This window comes from Nocardioides sp. NBC_00368, assembly GCF_036090055.1.
Classification (GTDB): Bacteria; Actinomycetota; Actinomycetes; order Propionibacteriales; family Nocardioidaceae; genus Nocardioides.
On the sequence record NZ_CP107970.1, the window covers coordinates 4058975 to 4077436 of the forward strand.

The 18462-nt window shown below is 69.8% G+C and carries 17 protein-coding genes; 7 read left to right on the top strand and 10 right to left on the bottom strand.

Annotated elements, in window-relative coordinates; genetic code table 11:
- Positions 1-36 precede the first annotated feature (36 nt).
- Positions 37-537 (top strand): SigE family RNA polymerase sigma factor, encoded by a 501-nt coding sequence (locus tag OG984_RS19365; RefSeq protein ID WP_328527836.1) that lies wholly within the window; start codon positions 37-39, stop codon positions 535-537.
- Complete coding sequence (locus OG984_RS19370; RefSeq protein ID WP_328527837.1) at positions 534-1148, top strand: hypothetical protein; 615 nt, start codon at positions 534-536, stop codon at positions 1146-1148. The genes OG984_RS19365 and OG984_RS19370 overlap by 4 nt, the downstream gene beginning before the upstream one ends.
- 127 nt (positions 1149-1275) lie before the next feature.
- Here OG984_RS19370 and OG984_RS19375 read toward each other — a convergent pair whose 3' ends face one another.
- Both OG984_RS19375 and OG984_RS19380 read right to left on the bottom strand, forming a co-directional pair.
- A complete protein-coding gene (locus OG984_RS19375; RefSeq protein WP_328527838.1) occupies positions 1276-3465 on the bottom strand; it encodes a HelD family protein in 2190 nt (729 codons plus the stop codon).
- Positions 3466-3581: 116 nt separating this feature from the next.
- Positions 3582-4349: an enoyl-CoA hydratase family protein gene (locus tag OG984_RS19380; protein ID WP_328527839.1), complete on the bottom strand. Its 768-nt coding sequence runs from the start codon at positions 4347-4349 to the stop codon at positions 3582-3584.
- 31 nt (positions 4350-4380) lie between these two features.
- Here OG984_RS19380 and OG984_RS19385 point away from each other — a divergent pair, with 31 nt between their 5' ends.
- Positions 4381-4950: a protein-L-isoaspartate O-methyltransferase family protein gene (locus OG984_RS19385; RefSeq protein ID WP_328527840.1), complete on the top strand. Its 570-nt coding sequence runs from the start codon at positions 4381-4383 to the stop codon at positions 4948-4950.
- Here OG984_RS19385 and OG984_RS19390 read toward each other — a convergent pair.
- On the bottom strand, positions 4947-6104 hold the full coding sequence (locus OG984_RS19390; protein ID WP_328527841.1) for a YihY/virulence factor BrkB family protein: 1158 nt from the start codon (positions 6102-6104) through the stop codon (positions 4947-4949). The genes OG984_RS19385 and OG984_RS19390 overlap by 4 nt on opposite strands.
- A 75-nt stretch (positions 6105-6179) precedes the next feature.
- Here OG984_RS19390 and OG984_RS19395 point away from each other — a divergent pair, with 75 nt between their 5' ends.
- From OG984_RS19395 to OG984_RS19405, 3 genes are all read left to right on the top strand, one after another.
- Entirely contained in the window at positions 6180-6740 is a 561-nt protein-coding gene (locus tag OG984_RS19395) for an RDD family protein (protein ID WP_328527842.1), read from the top strand.
- Between the two features lie 59 nt (positions 6741-6799).
- The gene (locus OG984_RS19400) at positions 6800-7519 is read left to right on the top strand and encodes an RDD family protein (RefSeq protein ID WP_328527843.1); all 720 of its coding nucleotides are present in this window, start codon (positions 6800-6802) and stop codon (positions 7517-7519) included.
- A gap of 215 nt (positions 7520-7734) precedes the next feature.
- Entirely contained in the window at positions 7735-8991 is a 1257-nt protein-coding gene (locus OG984_RS19405; protein ID WP_442940997.1) for an IS30 family transposase, read from the top strand.
- A 66-nt stretch (positions 8992-9057) separates the two neighbouring features.
- On the opposite strand, the gene OG984_RS19410 is transcribed toward OG984_RS19405, so the two are convergent.
- The 7 genes from OG984_RS19410 to OG984_RS19440 are packed head-to-tail and all read right to left on the bottom strand — an operon-like array spanning position 9058 to position 17943.
- Positions 9058-10221, bottom strand: coding sequence for an acyl-CoA dehydrogenase family protein (locus OG984_RS19410; protein ID WP_328527844.1), 1164 nt, complete (start codon positions 10219-10221; stop codon positions 9058-9060).
- Complete coding sequence (locus tag OG984_RS19415) at positions 10218-12131, bottom strand: acetyl/propionyl/methylcrotonyl-CoA carboxylase subunit alpha (protein ID WP_328527845.1); 1914 nt, start codon at positions 12129-12131, stop codon at positions 10218-10220. Before OG984_RS19415 ends, OG984_RS19410 begins: the two co-directional genes overlap by 4 nt.
- Positions 12132-12139: 8 nt before the next feature.
- Positions 12140-13711 carry an acyl-CoA carboxylase subunit beta gene (locus tag OG984_RS19420; protein ID WP_328527846.1) on the bottom strand — a complete coding sequence of 524 codons (1572 nt, stop codon included), beginning with the start codon at positions 13709-13711 and terminating at the stop codon, positions 12140-12142.
- Entirely contained in the window at positions 13708-14841 is a 1134-nt protein-coding gene (locus OG984_RS19425; protein WP_328527847.1) for an acyl-CoA dehydrogenase family protein, read from the bottom strand. The genes OG984_RS19420 and OG984_RS19425 overlap by 4 nt, the downstream gene beginning before the upstream one ends.
- Entirely contained in the window at positions 14838-16556 is a 1719-nt protein-coding gene (locus OG984_RS19430) for an acyclic terpene utilization AtuA family protein (RefSeq protein WP_328527848.1), read from the bottom strand. Before OG984_RS19430 ends, OG984_RS19425 begins: the two co-directional genes overlap by 4 nt.
- A complete protein-coding gene (locus OG984_RS19435; RefSeq protein WP_328527849.1) occupies positions 16553-17347 on the bottom strand; it encodes a TIGR03084 family metal-binding protein in 795 nt (264 codons plus the stop codon). The genes OG984_RS19430 and OG984_RS19435 overlap by 4 nt, the downstream gene beginning before the upstream one ends.
- A complete protein-coding gene (locus OG984_RS19440) occupies positions 17344-17943 on the bottom strand; it encodes a TetR/AcrR family transcriptional regulator (RefSeq protein WP_328527850.1) in 600 nt (199 codons plus the stop codon). Before OG984_RS19440 ends, OG984_RS19435 begins: the two co-directional genes overlap by 4 nt.
- Before the next feature lie 114 nt (positions 17944-18057).
- Between OG984_RS19440 and OG984_RS19445 the strand changes: the two genes are divergently transcribed.
- Positions 18058-18417 (top strand): VOC family protein, encoded by a 360-nt coding sequence (locus tag OG984_RS19445; RefSeq protein ID WP_328527851.1) that lies wholly within the window; start codon positions 18058-18060, stop codon positions 18415-18417.
- Positions 18418-18462: the final 45 nt, after the last annotated feature.

Sequence of the window (18462 nt, forward strand, 5' to 3'; positions counted from 1 at the left end):
TGCAACCCCGCGATGCCCCCGATCCGTTGACAGAGCGTGAGACGTTCCCAAGACGCTGAATTCGAGGCCTTCGTACGCCGCCACCGAGCGCAGCTCGTCGGCACCGCCCGGCTGCTGACCGCCGGCGACGCCCACCTGGCCGAGGACCTGGTCCAGTCGACCCTGGTCAAGGTCTACCTGGCCTGGGGGCGAGCGTCGCAGCAGCCCGCTGCGTACGCTCGCCGCACCCTGGTCAACTGCCTGACCGACCATCGCCGGCGCCCGTTCTTCCGACGGGAGCACGGCGCGGTGTCGCTGCCCGAGACCGCGGTCGAGGACCCGGCGATGGTCGATCCCGAGCTGGTCGCGGCACTGGCCGAGCTCCCGCCCCGGCAGCGCGCGGCCGTCGTGCTCCGCCATGTCCACGACCTCTCGGTCGACGAGGTCGCCGACGCACTCAGCTGCTCGACCGGAACCGTGAAGTCCCAGACGGCACGCGGCCTGGACAAGCTCCGCGCGCTGCTCACCCCCACCCAACTGACAGGAGACTCCCGATGAACGACGTGATCGACCGCCTCGCCCGCCTGACCCCCTCCGCCCCTTCGGCGGACGATGCCACCGCCGACCTCCGTCGTGGCCACCAGGCGCTCGCCCGGCGCCGGATCAAGCGCGCCGCCCTCGGTGGTGCCGCCCTGACCCTCGCGGTCGGCGGCGCCTTCGGCGGGATCGCCCTGACCTCCGACGACAGGGTCACGCCGATCACCCAGGCCGCCGACAACGTACGCCTCGTCGACTACGACGGCACCCAGATGCCCGGCTACACCGTGGCGAAAGTGCCCGAGGGGTTCGTGCTGCAGGGCTCCGACCAGTACGTCCTCGCCGTCGCCCGCCCCGACGACGCGTCGACCATCAGCGACTTCCGGGACAAGATCGTGGTGACCCTCGAGTCGGCCTCGTCGCCCGCCGAGGGCGCCACCGACACCACCGTCAACGGCCAGCCCGCCACCCTCGTCAAGACCCCCGACGGCGCGACGATGCTCAAGTACGCCTACCGCGACTTCACCGTCGTCATCCAGATGTGGAGCAGCATCCACCTCACCGACGAGCAGCTCGTCGAGTTCGCCGAGGGCGTCGAGGTCACCACCGACGCCAAGCCCTCCGTCGGCTGACCCCTCCGCCGACCCGGCGCAAATGTCTCGGATCTGACTGTCGAGTCGGCGCATCTGCCCCAGGCCATGGGACAGATGCGCCGACTCGGCGATCGTTTTGGGACAGTTGCGCCGAGTCGGCCGGGGCTCAGGAGACCGTGGTCAGGAGCTGGGTGGCGCGGGTGAGGACGACGTAGAGGGTGGCGCGGCCGGTGGCGGACTCGCGCTCGATCTCGTCGGGGCTGACCACGACGATGCCGTCGAACTCCAGGCCCTTGGTGTCCAGGCCGGTGAGGACGACGATGCGGTCCTCGCCGGAGGGCACCGAGGTCGGGTCGGCGGCTGAGGCGGCAGCCGAAGGAGCGTCGGCCGCGAACTCCGACCACGACGCCAGCCACGAGTTGACCTCGGAACGGCGCGCGACCGGGACCACGATGCCGACGGTGCCACCGACCTGGGCGGCGATCTCGCCGACCGCCTCCCGGGTCGCCTTCTCCAGGTCGACCGCGTGCTCGACGACCTGCGGCTCGACGCCGGTGGAGCGCACCGCGGTGGGCAGGTCGGCGTCGAGGCCGACCCGCTCGGCGTACGCAGCGGCGAATGCGTAGATCTCGGCCGAGTTTCGGTAGTTCGTGGACAGGTGGAAGGCGTGGACCGGCTTGCCCTCGAGCGCCTTGGCCCGCGCCTCCTCCGCCTCCGACGCCACCGGCCACGAGGACTGGGCGGGGTCGCCGACGATGGTCCATGAGGCCGTACGTCCCCGGCGACCGACCATCCGCCACTGCATCGGAGTGAGGTCCTGGGCCTCGTCGATGAGGATGTGGGCGAACGGGTCGTCGTCGATCCGGTACGTCGGCGGGCGCCAGCCCCGGCCCGAGGAGAACTCGCGGTCGGAGGCGGTCATCAGCTCGGCGATGTCGATGCCGCTCTGGTCGGCGTCGCGCTCGTCGGCGACCTGCTCGGGGATGTCGCCGATCGCGTAGCGGAGCTCGTCGAGCAGCGGGATGTCCTCGATGGCCAGGTCCGCGTCGGTCAGACCGCGCCCGGCCCACGACTTGAGGAGCAGCTGCTGCTCGTCGTACGTCAGGATCCCCTCCGACACGCGAGCCAGGAACTCTGGCTCACGCAGCCAGCCGAGGACCTCGCGCGCCTCCAGCGCCGGCCACCAGGCGGCGGCGAACTCGAGGAAGGCGGGGTTGTCGAGCATCTCGTCGTTGAAGACCTCGCGACCCCGCTCACGACCGCGCTCGCCGCGTACCTGACGCCAGAGGATGTCGAGGAGCATCTGGGGTACGCGGCGCAGCTGCTGGTTGCGGCGCCCCTGGCTCATCAGCTGCCGGCGCAGCTCACCGAGCCGCTTGCCGTCGAGCCGTAGCGAGTCGTCGCGGTAGAAGACCTTGAACTCGCGCGGGGACCCCGGCGCCTGCTGGCGCGAGGCCCGGCGCAGCACCTCGGCCATGCGAGCCGAGCCCTTGACGTCGGCGACGGCGGGGTCGTTGTGCCAGGTCGCGCGTACGCCGTCCACGACCTCACCGAGCGACCGCAGTGCCACCGCGGTCTCACCGAGGCTCGGCAGGACGCGCTCGATGTAGCGCATGAAGACGCCCGACGGTCCGACGATGAGCACGCCGCCGGACTCGTAACGCCGCCGCTCGGTGTAGAGCAGGTAGGCGGCCCGGTGGAGAGCCACCACGGTCTTGCCCACGCCCGGACCGCCGGAGATGGTCGTGACGCCCTTGCCGGGCGCCCGAATGGCCTTGTCCTGCTCGGCCTGGATCGTCGCGACGATGGAGTGCATCGTGCGGTCGCGGGCGCGGCTGAGCTGGGCGATGAGGGCGCCCTCGCCGACGATCGGCAGCTCGGCGCCGGAGCGTTCCAGAGCCTCGGCGTCGAGCAGCTCGTCCTCGACACCGATGACGCTCTGCCCCTCGGAGCGGAGCACCCGGCGCCGGATCACCGACCTCGGCTCGACCGCGGTGGCCTGGTAGAACACCGCCGCCGCCGGCGCGCGCCAGTCGATCAGCAGCGAGTCGCGCTCGGCGTCGCGCAGACCGATGCGGCCGACGTAGCGCGGCTCCTGGTCGACCTCCGGGTCGAGGTCGAGGCGGCCGAAGACCAGCCCCTCGTGAGCAGCGTCGAGCTGCGCGATCCGTCGCGCCGCCTGGAAGGCGAACGCGTCGCGCTCGACCAGCCCGCCCTCGTGCCCCAGGCGGCCACGGTCGCGGCCCTCCTTGGCCAGCTCCTGCGCAGCGCGCGCCGACTCCCCCAGCTGGAGGTAGACACGATCTACGAACCTCTGCTCCTGAGCGATCTCGCGCTCAGCCAGCTTGTCGTTCAACTGGATGTTCCCCCGTTACCAAAGATCCACACCCGCCGTGCGCCCCCCATGGCGCACGGCAAGGAGACAACTCTACCCCGACGTGGGGTAACGCGGGCACGGACGCCACCAGTCGACTACCGCTTCCGCGTCAGGAAGGCGGTCATCGCCTCGCGGGCCTCGTCGGAGCCGAAGAGGCGGGCGGAGAGGGAGGCCATCTCCTCGCCGCCGGCGTCGATGTGCTCGACCAGTCCGCGGACCATGAGGCGCTTGGTCTCGCGCAGGCCCTGAGGGGAGCCTTCGAGGAGCGAGGAGGTGATGGCGGCGACCTCGTCGTCGAGCGACTCGGCCGGGACGGCGGCGGTCAGGATGCCGATCCGGGCCGCCTCGGCGGCGTCGAACTTGTCACCGGTGAGGAAGTAGCGGGAGGCGGCGCGGGCGTCGATCCGGGGCAGGATCGAGAGGGAGATCGCGGCGGGGGCAAGGCCCAGCCGGACCTCGGTGAGCGCGAAGGAGACGGTGTCGGCGGCGATCGCGATGTCGGCGGCGGCCACCAGCCCGAGGCCGCCGGCGCGCACGGGGCCCTGGACCTTCGCCACGACGGGCTTGGTCAGGGCGACGATGGTGCGCTGGAGACGTACGATCCCGCGGGTCCCCTCCTCCATCGGCACCGTCGCGGCCTCGGAGAGGTCGGCGCCGGAGCAGAAGACGCTGCCCGTCGCCTGGAGCACGACCGCCTTGACCGAGGTGTCCTTGTCGGCCGCGTGCAGGGCCTCGAACAGCTCGGTGACCAGCTGGCGGGAGAGCGCGTTGCGGTTGGCCGGCGAGTCGAGGGTGATGGTGGCGACTCCGTCGACGACGTCGAGGTGGACGAGCTCAGCGGGGGTTTCAGGCGACTCAGTCATGGGGCAGACCATACGTGCTTGACTGGGGTACGTGGACCGGGTGCTCTATGCATTTTCCGCCATTCCCCGGGAGGGTTTCCTCCCGCCCGAGGAGCGGGACTTCGCGGGGTTCGACGAGCCGCTCCCGATCGGCCACGGGCAGACCAACTCCCAGCCGCGGACCGTCGCCGACATGCTGTATCTCCTCCAGGTCGCACCGGGTGACAAGGTGCTCGACGTCGGCTCCGGATCGGGTTGGACCACCGCGCTGCTCGCCCATCTCACCGGCCCCGAGGGGAGCGTCGTCGGTGTCGAGCTGGAGCCGTCGCTGGTCCGGTTCGGCCGCCGGAACCTGGCGGCCACCCACCAGCCGTGGGCACGGATCGAGAAGGCGAAAGCCGGTGTGCTCGGGTGGCCCCAGGAGGCTGCGTACGATCGCATTCTCGTCTCCGCCGAGGCCGAGGCGATGCCGAACGAGCTGATGGACCAGCTCGCCGCACCCGGCCGGATGGTGGTCCCCGTCGCCGGCCTGATGATGCTGGTCGAACGGAACGAGACCGGCACCGCACGCCTGAGCAGCCACGGCTGGTATCGCTTCGTGCCGCTGCGGAAGAAGACCTAAGGACCCGTACGCCGCGTCCGCTCGCCCTCGTCGGGGTGCGGCACCGCACGCAGCTTGCCCGGTGGCACCGGCGGCGGTGGCGTGGTCGGCGGCAAAGGCCGGCTGAACTCGTCGCGACGACGGATCCGGCGGGCGGTCTTGCGTAGCCAGGAGGGGTCCATGACGATCTCGTGGGTGTTGCCGTCGGGGCCGTCGAAGGTGACCGCGACCGTCTCGAAGCCCTTGTGACGCTGCATGAGGGCGTAGCTCGCGTAGGCGCGGCGGTCGGCCTCGGTCAGCTCGACGTCGTCGGTGAAGAGGGTGAGCAGTGCCCGCGGCCACAGATGACGCGAGTAGACGACGTTGACCTCGATCGAGATCACCACCATCAGCGCCGCGATGTAGAGAAAGGCGACCAGACCGAGGACCAGTGCGAACGTCTGGTTCATGCCGCGGGTGGCGGCGAGCACGTGCTGGACGAACTCGGCGCCGAAGTACTGCAGCACCTGCCACAGCAAGCCGAACGTGAACGCCCCCGGGAGTGCGTGTGCGAGCGAGTGGTCGCGGGTGGTGGCCATCCGGAAGACGACGCACAGCATGCCGGTGACGATCGCGACGGTGCCGAGGATCACCAGCCAGTAGCCGACGTCGACCGCCTTGAACCCGAGGAAGTCGGTGTGGCTCAGCACCAGCGACAAGCCGGTGACCGAGAGGATGGCCAGCCCGCCGGCCGCGAGCATGAACAGCGATCGCACCCTCAGCAGGATCGGGTTGGGGCGGCTGTTGCGCGGCACCGACCAGGCGGTGTTGACGGCGTTCTGCATCGACAGGCCGAGGCCGAGCGCACCGTAGAGGGCAGCCAGACCACCGACGATGATCGCGCCGGTCGACCCGGTGAGCTCCTTGCGGCCGAGCTGGTCGCCGATGATCGGGAACTGCGCCAGCGCCGTGTCGAGCACGTCCTCCTGCAGGCCCGGGTTGCCCTCCAGCACGAAACCGAGGATCGAGGAGGCGAGCAGCAGGATCGGGAAGACCGCGACGAACGCGTAGTAGGTGATGATCGCGGCGAGGTTGTTGCCCTGGTCCTCGTAGAACTTGTAGACGACGGCGATCGGGAACGCGACCGGCGGGAACCGGCGCTGAGCCCGATCCATCGCCTTCGCCGCTCCAGCCATAAGCGTCAGGCTAACCCCTGCCTGACCCGATAGATTGAACGTCGGTCAGGTCAGCAGGTCAGCACACTCGAGGAGATGACCCACCAGATGTCCAACTTCGGCCCGCCGACCGGGCCGCCACCAGGCGCCCCGCAGGACCCCGCTCGTGGACCGGGCGAGCAGCCCCAGGCCCCGCCCTGGGCGCAGCAGTCGTACGTCCCCACCGGGCCGCCGCTCGCGACCTGGAGCCGTCGGGCGGGCGGTGCCCTGATCGACGCCGCCCTGCTGTTGCCGTTCTATCTGGTCGCCGGCGTGGGTGGTGGGCTGGCGCAGGAGTCCGGCTTCTTCGTCACCGCGTTCGGGCTTCTGGTGACCCTGGCCGGCTGGGTCGGCGGCCTCGCTTTCGCGGTCTGGAACCACGTCCTCAAGCAGGGCCGCTCCGGCTACACCATCGGCAAGGGTGTCGTCGGGATCAAGCTCGTCCGACGAGACTCGGAGGCCACGACCGGCGTCCCGGTAGCGCTGGTGCGACAGCTGCTCCACGTCCTCGACGCGTTCTGCATGATCGGCTACCTGTGGCCGCTGTGGGACGACAAGCGGCAGACCTTCGCCGACAAGATCGTCGGCACGCTGGTCCTCGTGGAGCCTCGCTCTTAGGCCCGCCGCTCAGGCGTGTGCGCTGACATTTACGTTGAGATGTGGCCATACTCTGGCCCATGTCTAACTACGGCCCGCCTCCTGGCGCCCCGCAGGACCCGTCCGGCCAGCCTCTGCCGCCGACCCCGCCGCCCGCACCGGCCTACGGTCAGCCCAGCGCTCCGCCGCCTCCGCCAGCGCCGGGCTACGGCGCCGCTCCGGCCGCGCCCGGCTACGGCGCCGCCCCTGCCGCACCCGGCTACGGCGCCGCCCCGGCCGGCTACGGCTATGGCGCCCCGACCCCGCCGTACGCCTCCTGGGGTGCACGCGTCGGCGCCGCGATCATCGACGGGCTCGTCGGCGCGGTGGCCATGATCCCGTTCTGGATCGGCTACGGCCTGCTCATCGGCGGCGCCGCCTCCGGTGGCGTCTCGGAGTATGACCCGAACACCGGCATGTACACGCCAGCCGGCGAGCCCAACGGGGCGCTCATGGCCATCGGCGGGCTCCTCATGTTCATCGGCTTCCTGGTGAGTCTCGCCTTCCTGTTCTGGAACTACGGACTGAAGCAGGGCAAGACCGGCTACACGATCGGCAAGGGTGTCCTCGGCATCAAGGTGGTCAAGGAGGCCGACGGCCAGGTCCTCGGGACGTGGTTCTCGATCGGACGCTTCTTCGTCCACTACCTCGACCAGCTCGCCTGCTACATCGGCTACCTGTGGCCGCTGTGGGACGAGAAGCGCCAGACCTTCGCCGACAAGATCCTCAGCACGATCGTCGTCACCGAGCCGAAGAAGTAGACACAGACGTACGCAGCAGGGCCGGTCGCTCACGACGGGCTCTAGCGATCCCCGCAACACCCTGAGTTTCAGGAGTTGCGGGGATCGTGTTGTCTGCGGAGTTGAAGGTTCGGTTCTTCGAGGCGCTGGATCGTGAGGGTGGCAGTGTCTCGGCGGCTGCGCGTGTGGTCGGGATGAACCGGAACACGGCCTATGCGTGGGCGCGGAAGGCCGGGATGCGTGCTCAGGGCACGCCTGGCGGCAGGGGCGGGCATCCAGGGCGTGCGGAGTATGACCGGCTTCGCTCCTCAGGGGTTCGGCGGCGGGAAGCTGCTGCCCAGGTTGGGATCCACGAGCGGACCGCTGAGGACTGGGACAAGGGGATCCGGAAGAGCAACGGCTCGCGCCTTCGTCCTGATGGGCGTCGGGTGGTTTACAACACGGGGATGACCACCCACGTGGATGCGCGGCGAGCGCCGGCGATGACGGTGTTGGAAGCAGATCTGCATCCGCGGTTCTTGACACTGGCAGAGCGCGAGACGATCGCAGACCTGCGTCAGCACAAGGCCTCGCTGCGCGAGATCGGGCGGCAGCTAGGTCGGCCGGCCTCGACGATCAAGCGGGAGCTGGACAACCGGTCAGTCGATGGTGTCTACCGTCCCTACGCTGCTCAGCGGGGCTGGGCCACAGACCGTGCCAGGCCGAAGCACAGCAAGCTCGCTGCGGGCGGTCGGTTGCGCGATTTCGTCACCGGCAAGCTCGCGGTGCACTGGTCGCCCGAGCAGATCTGCCACGCTCTGGTCAAAGAGTTCCCCGACGACGAGAGCATGCGTGTGAGCGCCGAGACGATCTACCAAGCCATCTACGTCCAGGCCCGTGGCGGTCTACGGCGCGAGGTGGCCGCAGCGCTGCGGACTGGCCGCACCCGCCGCAAACCACGCAAGCAGCCCGACCAGCGCACACCGCGGTTCATCGACCCGATGGTGATGATCTCTGAGCGGCCACCAGAGGTCGAGGACCGTGCTGTGCCCGGTCATTGGGAAGGCGATCTGATCGTCGGCACCCGCAGCGAGTCCGCGATCGTGACCCTGGTCGAGCGCAGCACCCGATACGTGATGCTCGGACACCTCCCGGGCGGGCACACCGCCGAGGAAGTCCGTGACGTGCTGGTTCCGTTGATCGGGTCGCTTCCCGCCCACCTGCGTGGCTCGTTGACCTGGGACCAAGGCTGCGAGATGGCCGCCCACAAACAGTTCACGGTCGCCACGAACGTACCGGTCTACTTCTGCGACCCCCACTCGCCGTGGCAGCGCGGGTCGAACGAGAACACCAACGGCCTGCTACGTCAGTACTTTCCCAAGGGCACCGACCTATCCATCCACGGGGCCGAAGACCTCGAGCACGTCGCCCAGGAACTCAACGCCCGACCACGCAAAACGCTCGACTGGGATACCCCAGCCGAGCGTCTGCGTGATCTACTGACAGCCACTTAGGTCATCAGGTGTTGCAAGGACCCCTAGAATCCGCCCACGCGACCGGCCCTGTACTCGTTCTCGGGCTCAGTAGGACTTGGGCAGACCGAGGGTGTGCATCGCGATGTAGTTGAGGATCATCTCCCGGCTGACCGGGGCGATGCGGCCCAGACGGGCGGCGACGAGCTGGTTGGCCAGCCCGTACTCCACCGTCAGGCCGTTGCCACCGTGGGTGTGGACCGCGGCGTCGGTGGCGTTGCAGGCGACCTCGCCGGCGGCGTACTTGGCCATGTTGGCGTACTCCCCGGCACCGGCGTCGTCGCCGGCGTCGTAGAGGGCTGCGGCCTTCTGCCACAGCAGGCGGGCCTGCTCCAGCTCGATCTTGACCTTCGCCAGCGGGTGCGCGATGCCCTGGTGGGAGCCGATCGGGGCGTCCTTCCAGACCGAGCGGTTGGCGGCGTACTCCACCGCCTTCGCCAGGGCGTAGCGCGCCATCCCGCAGGAGAGGGCGGCGCCCATGATCCGCTCGGGGTTGAGACCGGCGAAGAGCTGCCAGATGCCGCCGTCCTCGTCGCCGACGAGGGCGTCGGCAGGGAGACGTACGTCGTCGATGAAGAGCGTGAACTGCTTCTCCGGTGCCTCCCAGGCCATCGGGATGACCTGCTTGGTGAAGCCCTCCGAGTCGGTCGGGACCACGAAGAGAGCCGGCTTGAGCTTGCCGGTCTTGGCGTCCTCCGTGCGGGCGACGATGAGGACCGAGTCGGCCTCGTCGACGCCGGAGATGAAGGTCTTCTGGCCGTTCAGGACCCACTCGTCGCCGTCACGCTTGGCGGTGGTGGTGATCTTGTGGGAGTTGGAGCCGGCGTCGGCCTCGGTGATCCCGAAGGCCATCAGCAGGCTGCCGTCCGCGATGGCGGGCAGCCAGCGCTTCTTCTGCTCGTCGGTGCCGCAGCGGCCGATGATGCTGCCGCAGATCGCCGGGCTGACGACCATCATCAGCAGCGGGGCGCCGGCGGTCGCTGCCTCCTCGAGCACCGCGGCGAGGTCGCTCATGCCCCCGCCACCGCCGCCGTACTCCTCGGCGATGTTGACGCCCAGGAACCCGTTGCGGCCCATCTCGAGCCACATCTCGGTCATCTTGCCGCCCTCACGGGCCTGCTTGGCGACGAAGTCGTGACCGTACTTGCCGGCCAGCTTCGCCACCGCCTCGCGCAGCGCGGTCCGCTCCTCGGGCTCTGTGAATGCAGTCATGAGGTTGCTCCTTCGTTGTGGGAGGTCTCGACAGGCTCGACCACCGCGAGCACCTCGCCGGCGGCGACCTGGGTTCCTGGTGTGACGTTGATCTGGGTGAGTACGCCGTCGGTGGGCGCGGTCACCGTGTGCTGCATCTTCATCGCCTCCAGGACCAGCAGCGGCTGGCCCTCGGTGACGTCGCTGCCGGCCTCGGCCAGGACGTCGACGACCGATCCCGGCATCGGTGCCAGCAGGCTTCCGGGCTGCGTCTGGGTGGCCGGGTCGGTGAACCTCGGCCGCTTCCGCAGCGCGGTGTGCCCGAACGCAGAGTCGACGTCGATATGGTCACCGTCGATCGAGATCTCGTACGTGGTGCGCAGGCCGTCCTTCTCGAGCGCGACCCGGCTCTGACCTGCCTCGATGACCTCGAAGCCGTCGATGCGGTAGCCGTCGCGGGTGCCGTACCACTCGACGGTCAGACCGTCCTCGGAACCATCCTCGAAGACCGTCCGCTGGGGCTGGTTGACGACGTTTCGCCAGGCGATCGGGACGCCCGGCCGACGGGTCCGCTCGGCCAGGGCGACCGCCGCCGCCACGGGGGCACCCGGGTCCTCAGCCGATGAAAGGAAGGATTCCTCCGCGAGCAGAGCGGTGGTGACCTCGCCGCTGCGGAACGCATCCGAGCCGAGGATCCCGATCAGCTGCTCCCGGTTGGTCACCAGGCCGTGGATCTTGGCCGTACGCAGCACCGAGACCAGCCGCCGGATCGCCGCCTCGCGCGTGGGCGCGTGCACGATCACCTTCGCCAGCATCGCGTCGTAGAAGGTGCTGACCTCCGAGCCGGAGGTGTAACCGGCGTCGATCCGGGCGTCGCCGGCGAACTCCAGCTTCGTCAGCGTCCCCGACTGCGGCTGGTAGTCAGCCGACGGGTCCTCGGCGTAGAGCCGCACCTCGATCGCATGCCCGTTCACGCTGGTCGAGCCTGTCGAGACGACGCCCGGGACGCCTTCGGCCACCGCGATCTGTAGCTCCACCAGATCGACGCCGTGCACCAGCTCGGTCACCGGGTGCTCGACCTGGAGCCGGGTGTTCATCTCCAGGAACCAGAACCGCTCCGAGGCAGCGTCGTAGAGGAACTCGACCGTCCCCGCGCCGCGGTAGTCGATCGCCGCGGCCGCGTTGCGGGCAGCTTCGTGGAGCGCCGACCGGACGGCATCGGGCAGCAGCGGCGCCGGGGACTCCTCGACGACCTTCTGGTGGCGGCGCTGCACCGAGCAGTCGCGCTCACCGAAGACGGCGACGTTACCGGCACCGTCGCCGACGACCTGGACCTCGACGTGACGGCCGGCCTCGACGTACGGCTCGACGAAGACGGTCCCGTCGCCGAACGCCGAGGCGGCCTCTGCCTCGGCGGCAGCGATCTCGGCGGACAGCGCGTCGAGCGTCCGGACGATCCGCATCCCGCGCCCACCACCGCCCGCAGACGCCTTGACCAGCAGCGGCAGGTCGGACTCGGCCGGGGAAGCCGGTGCCTCCAGGACCGGGACCCCCGCGGAGGCCATGATCTTCTTGGCCTCGATCTTCGAGCCCATCTGCTCGATCGACTCGGGAGCCGGGCCGATCCAGACCAGCCCGGCCGCCTCGACGGCACGAGCGAAGTCGGCGTTCTCCGACAGGAACCCGTAGCCCGGGTGGATCGCGTCGGCACCGGCCACCTTCGCCGCCTCGATGACCAGGTCGGCACGGAGGTAGGTGTCGGTGGGCGCGTTGCCGGGGAGGCGTACGGCATGGTCCGCGTCGGCCACGAACGGCAGGTCTGCGTCGGCGTCGGAGTGGATCGCGACGGTCTCGATGCCCAGCTTGCGGGCGGTACGGAAGACGCGCGAGGCGATCTCGGCGCGGTTGGCGACGAGCAGTCGGTTGATCATGGCAGCACTCACATCCTGAAGACGCCGAAGTTCATGGCGCCTTCGATGGGTCGGGTGGCGATGGCGGAGAGGCAGAGGCCGAGGACGGTGCGGGTGTCGCGCGGGTCGATGACCCCGTCGTCGTAGCCGAGGCCGGAGAGGAACATCGGCAGCGACTGTTCCTCGACCATCCCCTCGACCATCTCCTTGACGCCCTTGAACCCCTCGGCGTCGAAGACCTCGCCCTTCTTCTCGGCGGACTCGCGGGCGACGATCTCCATCACCCCGGCGAGCTGGGCCGGCCCCATCACGGCGGACTTGGCCGAGGGCCAGGTGAAGAGGAAACGGGGATCGTACGCACGGCCGTTCATGCCGTAGTTCCCCGCGCCGTAAGACGCCCCCATGATCACGGTCAGGTGCGGGACGGTGGAGTTGGAGACCGCGTTGATCATCAGCGCACCGTGCTTGATGATGCCGCCCTGCTCGTACTCCGTGCCGACCATGTAGCCGGTGGTGTTGTGCAGGAACAGCAGCGGGGTGTCCTTCTGGTTGGCGAGCTGGATGAACTGCGCCGCCTTCTGGGCCTCCTCCGACATGAGCACGCCGCGCGCGTTGGCGAGGATGCCGATCTCGTAGCCGTGCAGCCGCGCCCAGCCGACGCAGAGGCTCGATCCGTAGAGCGGCTTGAACTCGTCGAACGCCACCTCGTTGTCGGGCCCGGTCCCGTCGACGATCCGCAGGATCGCCTCACGCGGGTCGAAGGGCTCCTTGAGGTCGGTCGGGATCAGGTCGAGGAGGCCGTCGGGGTCGAGCTCGGGCTCGTAGCTCGCCTTCGGCTGCGGGCCCCGCTTGCGCCAGTTGAGCCGGGCCACCACCCGGCGCGCCTGCCGGATCGCGTCGTGCTCGTCGACGGCGAGGAAGTCGGAGGAGCCGGAGATGCGCGAGTGCATCTCGGCACCGCCCAGCGACTCGTCGTCGGTGTCCTCACCCGTGGCCATCTTCACCAGCGGCGGGCCGGCCAGGAAGACCTTCGCGCCCTCCTTGACCATGATCACGTAGTCGCTCATGCCGGGGACGTACGCACCGCCGGCCGTGGAGTTGCCGAAGACGACCGAGATGGTCGGCTGCTTGCGGGCGGAGGACCGGGTCAGGTCGCGGAAGCCCTTGCCGCCCGGGATGAAGATGTCCTTCTGGGTGGGCAGGTCGGCGCCGCCGGACTCGGTCAGGTTGATCGTCGGGAGACCGTTCTTCTCCGCGATCTCGGCCGCCCGGAAGGAGCGCTTGAGGGAGTAGGGGTTGAGCGCGCCGCCCTTCACCGTCGGGTCGTTGGCGACGATCATGCACTCGACCCCCTCGACCACCCCGATGCCGGTGATGATCGAGCCACCGACCGGGAAGTCGCTGCCCCAGCCGATCAGCGGCTGGGTCTCCAGGAACGGACTGCCCTCGTCCAGCAGCAGCTCGATCCGCTCACGGGCGAGGAGCTTGCCTCGGGCCTTGTGGCGGGCGACGTACTTCTCGCCGCCGCCGGCCGCCGCCTTGGCGTGCTCGGCGTCGAGGGCCTCGATCTTCTCGAGGAGGGCTTCTCTGTTCCCGGTCATCTGTCCAGTCCCAACAGCTTGGCGGCCAGGTCGGTCATCACTTCGGTGGCTCCTCCTCCGATCGGCAGGATCCGGGCGTCGCGGTAGTGCCGCTCGACCTCGGTCCCGTGCATGTACCCCGTCCCGCCGTGAAGCTGGACGGCCTGGTCGACGACCCAGGTGCAGGCCTCGACCGCTGTCTGCTTGGCCAGCGCCGCCTCGGCGATCGTGGCCTGGGTGGACCCTTCGCGGTCGTAGCGCGCGACCACGGCGTGGGTGTAGGCCTTGGCGACCTCCACCTGGCGGTGCATCTCGACGAGCTTGTGGCGTACGACCTGACGCTTGATCAGCGGCTCCCCGAAGGTCTGCCGCTGGCGCGCGTAGTCGGCGGTGAGCGCCAGGCAGCGGGCGGCGGTGCCGTAGCCCTGCACGGCCAGCGCGATCCGCTCGGTCACGAACGCCTCGGCGATGTAGATGAACCCTGCGTTCTCGTCGCCGACGAGGTTCTCGGCGGGGACGCGTACGTCCTCGAAGGCGAGCTCCGCGGTGTCGGAGCAGTGCCAGCCCATCTTGGCGAGCTTGCGCGTGACCGTGAAGCCCGGGGTGTCCTTGTCGATCACGAGCAGGCTGATGCCGCCTGCCCCAGGGCCACCGGTGCGGACCGCGGTGGTGACGAAGTCGGCGCGGCAGCCAGAGGTGATGAATGTCTTGGCGCCGTTGACGACGAACTCGTCGCCGTCGCGGGTTGCGGTCGTGCGGAGGTGGGAGACGTCGGAGCCGCCGTCGGGCTCGGTGATCGCGAGGCTGCCGATCTTCTCCCCGGCCAGGGTCGGCTTCACGTACGTCTCGATGAGGTGGGGCGAGCCGTGCTTGGCGATGTGCGGCAGCGCGATCCCGTGGGTGAACAGGCCCGCGAGCAGGCCGGACGAGGCGCCCTCGGACATCATCCCCTCGGTCACCGCGACGGTGTCGGCAAGACCGCCGCCCTCGCCGCCGGCCTCCTCGGGGAACCCGATCCCGAGCAGCCCCTGCTTGGCGGCAGCCAGGTGGGCCTCCCGCGGGATCTCCTGGTTGTCCTCCCACTCCTGCAGGTCGGGGAAGATCTCGCGGCGGGTGAACTCGGCACCCAGCTGGAACAGGTCGTTGCTCACAGAAGCTCCCCGGGAATGTCGACAAATCGGCTCCGGGCCCACTCGCCCAGCCCTTTCGCCTGCGGGTCGAAGCGCGTCGAAGCGGCCACGCCCTCCCCGAGGAGGTCGTGGATGACGATGTTCACGCCACGCAGGTGCGGCAGCGGGGTGATGTCGATGGTCAGCTCCTCGGCCTCTGGCAACAGCTTCCGCACCCACTCCGGGGTGACCGTGTCGAGCAGCCACTCGACGGCCGCCTCCGGCCGCCCTTGCGGCACCCAGAGCCCCAGGTTGGCGTCGCCACCCTTGTCCCCGGACCGTGCGTACACCAGCTCGCCCAGCGCTCGCCGAGAGGTCGCCCCCGTCGGCCGAGGCGTCGCTCCCGTCGATCGAGTGGTCCCCTCGGCCGACGCGCGTGACGTCTCGGCCGACGTACGTGACGTCTCGGCATAAGCGAGGGGGGATGGAACCTCGTAGGTCGAGCCGTCGGGGAGATGGACTGTCTCGGGGGCGCGGTCGCGCCGGACGTACGCAGCCTTGTAGATCCCGAACGGAGACGGCCGTCCCGGCGGCGCGGTGACGTGGAAGCCCGGGTAGGAGGCCAGCGCCAGCTCGATGGCCGGGGCGGTCAGCGCACGTCCGACGGCGTCGGCGTCGGCGGCGCGGGCGTTGAGCCGCAGGATGCAGGCGGCACCCTCCTCGGTCGGGGAGTCGGGCGCGGGGATGCGGTAGGTCGACCACGTGTAGTCGGGCCCTATCGGGAGCTCGGCGTCGAGCTGGTCGCGCAGCCAGGCGGCCTTGGCGTCGATGTCAGGACCGGTGAGCACGAACTCGGCGGAGTTGCGGTAGCCGCCGAGGGAGTTCACGGCAACCTTGAGCGTGGCCGGTGGCGGGGTGCCCGTCACTCCCGTGATCGCGACCCGATCGATGCCGACCTCCTGGAGCCGGATCGAGGTGAGGTCGGTGGTGACGTCGGGACCGAGGTAGAGCGGTCCCTGGATCTCGTAGAGCAGCTGCGCGGTGACCGTGTCCACCGTGACGGTGCCGCCGGTCTCGTCCTGCTTGGTGATGATCGAGGAGCCGTCGACGGCGATCTCTGCGACCGGGAACCCCAGCGGACGCGCCCGGGCCTGCGGCGACATGGTCAGGAACCCGGAGAAGTTGCCGCCGGTGGCCTGGGTGCCGCACTCGATCACGTGGCCAGCGACCACGGCGCCGGCCAGCTCGTCGTAGGAGTCGCGCTTCCAGCTGTGGTGGGCGATCGCCGGCCCGACGACGACGCTGGCGTCGGTCACCCGGCCGGTGACGACGATGTCGGCACCGGCGTCGAGCGCATGCGCGATCCCGAAGGCACCGAGGTACGCGTTGGCGGTCAGGGCGTCGGGGTGGGAGTCGAGACGTCCGCGGAGGTCGTCGCCGTCGACATAGGCCACCTTGGCGCTCGTCCCGAGCGCTTCGATGGCGGCAGCGAGCCCGGCGGGGTTGAGGCCGCCTGCGTTGGAGACGATCTTGACGTCGCGCTGCAGCGCGAGGTCGAGGCAGTCCGCGACCTGACGCAGGAAGGTCTTGGCGTAGCCCGTCGTCGGATCCTTGAGGGTGTCCTTGCCGAGGATGAGCATGGTGAGCTCGGCGAGATAGTCGCCGGTGAGCACGTCGAGCCGACCGCCCTCGAGCATGTCGCGCATCGCCGAGAACCGGTCACCGTAGAAACCGGAGCAGTTGCCGATCGTGATCATTTCTTGGGCCTCCCGCCCCCGGTGGGTCCGGCGAAGGCCTGGGCGATCGTCAGCCACTTCTCGGCGTCGCCGCCTGTCGCCTCGAGCGCGGTGTCGTCACGGTGGATGCGCTGGGTGACCAACCGCGCGAAGTCGTACGCAGGGCCCCGGACGCTCTGTTCCGCATCCTCCGGGCCCCACTCCCACTGCTCGCCCGACGGCGCGGTCAGCTCGATCCGGAACGGGGAGCTCGGCGGGGTCAGGCCGTGCACGCCGTAGGAGAAGTCGCGGGTGCGGGTCCCGAGGTGGCAGACGTGCTTGATGCGGTCGCTGGGCTCGTAGGTGTGGCCGAGCGCCTCGCGCACGTCCAGCCCGTGGGCCCAGGTCTCCATGAACCGCGCGGTCGCCATCGAGGCCGGCGACATCGGCGGCCCGAACCAGGGCAGCTTCTTCCCGTCCGGGACGTTCGCGAGCGCCCCGGCGAGCTCGCCGCGTACGCCGTCCCAGTGCTGCAGCAGCTCCGTCGCCGGCATCGCGGCCATCGCCAGGGCGGACTCGTCGACGTAGCCCTCGGGGTTCTTGATGGCCTCATTGACCAGCTCGTCCCAGGCGGTCGCGTCACCTGCCACCCACTCGGTCGCGGCGAGCGCGGCCTCGTCGGTCCAGGCCAGGTGGGCGATCTGGGCGGCGACGTCCCAGCCCTCGGCCGGGGTCGGCTCGCGCCAGCCCGCCTCGCTCAGCCCCGCCACCACCTGGCGCAGCTCGAACCCCTCCATGGAGAGGTCCTCGAGAAGTTGATCCAACAGGCTCATCGCAGCTCTCTTTCCAGGACCTCGGCCCAGTGATCGAGGATCCGCTCGCGTCGGGCGGCGTCGTCGGTAATCGTGTCAGCCAGAGCCAGGCCGCGGACGAGATCGAGCGTGGCCTGCACGAGCTCGCGTACCCCCGGCTTCTTCTCGTCCACGCCGAGCAGCTCGACGGTGGCCCGGTGGAGCTCGCGACCGATCCGCTGCTCGAGCGGACCCACCGCCGCAGCCAGCTGCTCGTCGGTGCGTGCCGCCACCCACAGCTCCAGGGCCGCGGCGAAGACCGGCGAGGTGACCTGCTCGGCGAGCATGGCGAGCACGTGCCGCGTACGCTGCCCGCCCTCCGGGAGCGCTCCGGCCGCCTCCTTCAGCGCCTCGCCGCGGGCTTCGGTGATGTGCTCGACCGCCGCCACGACCAGGTCGTTCTTGGCCGGGAAGTGGTGCAGCTGCGCACCGCGAGAGACCCCGGCGCGCTGGGAGACGAGCGTCGTCGAGGTGCCGGCGAAGCCGCGCTCGGCCAGCAGCTCGACGGTGGCATCGAGGAGGCGCGCCCGCATCGCGCGGGTGCGCTCCTCCTGGGGTACGCGGGTGGCCTGGCTCACAGACAGGCACTCTTCCGTGCCAGAAACAAACAGTCAACCCTGACTGTATATTTCTGAGATGGCGTCGCGACAGGCGGAAGCAGAACGTCCGGAACCGGTCCTAACGTCGGGTCCATGGCTATCGCACGCAATCCGCAATGGGTCATCGACTGCCCCGACCCGGCAGCCCTGGCCACCTTCTACGCAAAGCTGTTCGACTGGGAGACCAAGGTCGACGACGACGGCAGCTGGGCCGAGGCCTGGGGCGAGGGCGGCGCCCTCAACTTCCAGGCGGTCGAGGACTACCGCGCGCCGAAGTGGCCCTCGCAGGACGTACCCCAGCAGTCCCACCTCGACGTCATGGTCGACGACCTCGACGCCGCCGAGGCGGCCACCATCGCCCTCGGCGCCACCAAGCACGAGGTCCAGCCCGGCAAGACCTTCCGCGTCTTCCTCGACCCCGCCGGCCACCCCTTCTGCCTCTGCCAGGCCTGACAAGCCCCGCCGAGTCGGTAGAAGTGGCGAGCCGAGAATGTAGTT

What these genes read in the sequence shown, in the direction of transcription:
- OG984_RS19405 (WP_442940997.1), top strand. Translation starts at nt 7,735, where the DNA reads ATGCGTGCTCAGGGCACGCCTGGCGGCAGGGGCGGGCATCCAGGGCGT.
- OG984_RS19395 (WP_328527842.1), top strand. Translation starts at nt 6,180, where the DNA reads ATGACCCACCAGATGTCCAACTTCGGCCCGCCGACCGGGCCGCCACCA.
- OG984_RS19415 (WP_328527845.1), bottom strand. Translation starts at nt 12,131, where the DNA reads ATGATCAACCGACTGCTCGTCGCCAACCGCGCCGAGATCGCCTCGCGC.
- OG984_RS19410 (WP_328527844.1), bottom strand. Translation starts at nt 10,221, where the DNA reads ATGACTGCATTCACAGAGCCCGAGGAGCGGACCGCGCTGCGCGAGGCG.
- OG984_RS19400 (WP_328527843.1), top strand. Translation starts at nt 6,800, where the DNA reads ATGTCTAACTACGGCCCGCCTCCTGGCGCCCCGCAGGACCCGTCCGGC.
- OG984_RS19420 (WP_328527846.1), bottom strand. Translation starts at nt 13,711, where the DNA reads ATGACCGGGAACAGAGAAGCCCTCCTCGAGAAGATCGAGGCCCTCGAC.
- OG984_RS19370 (WP_328527837.1), top strand. Translation starts at nt 534, where the DNA reads ATGAACGACGTGATCGACCGCCTCGCCCGCCTGACCCCCTCCGCCCCT.
- OG984_RS19435 (WP_328527849.1), bottom strand. Translation starts at nt 17,347, where the DNA reads ATGAGCCTGTTGGATCAACTTCTCGAGGACCTCTCCATGGAGGGGTTC.
- OG984_RS19390 (WP_328527841.1), bottom strand. Translation starts at nt 6,104, where the DNA reads ATGGCTGGAGCGGCGAAGGCGATGGATCGGGCTCAGCGCCGGTTCCCG.
- OG984_RS19380 (WP_328527839.1), bottom strand. Translation starts at nt 4,349, where the DNA reads ATGACTGAGTCGCCTGAAACCCCCGCTGAGCTCGTCCACCTCGACGTC.
- OG984_RS19445 (WP_328527851.1), top strand. Translation starts at nt 18,058, where the DNA reads ATGGCTATCGCACGCAATCCGCAATGGGTCATCGACTGCCCCGACCCG.
- OG984_RS19430 (WP_328527848.1), bottom strand. Translation starts at nt 16,556, where the DNA reads ATGATCACGATCGGCAACTGCTCCGGTTTCTACGGTGACCGGTTCTCG.